Source organism: Photorhabdus akhurstii (genome assembly GCF_018448925.1).
Taxonomy (GTDB): Bacteria; Pseudomonadota; Gammaproteobacteria; order Enterobacterales; family Enterobacteriaceae; genus Photorhabdus; species Photorhabdus akhurstii.
The window spans coordinates 1-523 of record NZ_RCWE01000126.1; the positions used below are offsets into that span (position 1 = coordinate 1).

Below are 523 nucleotides of genomic sequence, written 5' to 3' on the forward strand. Positions count from 1 at the left end.
TTATCGAAGGCAAACCGGCGGCCAGAGCCACCACCGATATCGCCGCCTGTAGTCAACACCCGGCGCCGCCCCTGATTGCCCAGGGCAGTGAAACCGTGTTTATTAACGGTTCTCCGGCAGCCCGGGTGGATGACAAACTGGCGTGTGGCGCCACCATAAAATCCGGGGCTAAAACGGTGTTTATCGGCTCCGGTCAGGGAACTTACCTGGCTGTCGCCGAAGAGTTCTCCGCCTGGGAACGGGCGATACTGATGGCGGTTGAATTTCTGGCGCCGCCGTCACGAGGCGCCCTTAAAGGGCTGGGTAAGCTGTTTACCCGACAGGCCGGTAAAAAGGTCGTCAGCGGGGCGATTGCCGGCGTCAGGCATGCCGCGAAGATAATCACGGGGAAAACCCTCTGCTGTGCCAAAACCGCCTTCAAAGAAACTCAGGGGGTGAAACGTTACCGGGAAGCGACGAAAAAATTCTTTACCGGCGACCCGATTGACGTCACCACCGGCCAGCTGTTTGACCAGCGGACCGA

At 59.1% G+C, this 523-nt stretch carries 1 protein-coding gene; it reads left to right on the top strand.

The annotated features are described in order from the left end of the window. Positions 1–38 precede the first annotated feature (38 nt). Positions 39–523 (top strand): PAAR domain-containing protein (locus EAE93_RS24065; RefSeq protein ID WP_332009647.1); only part of this gene is annotated, 485 nt, incomplete at its 3' end.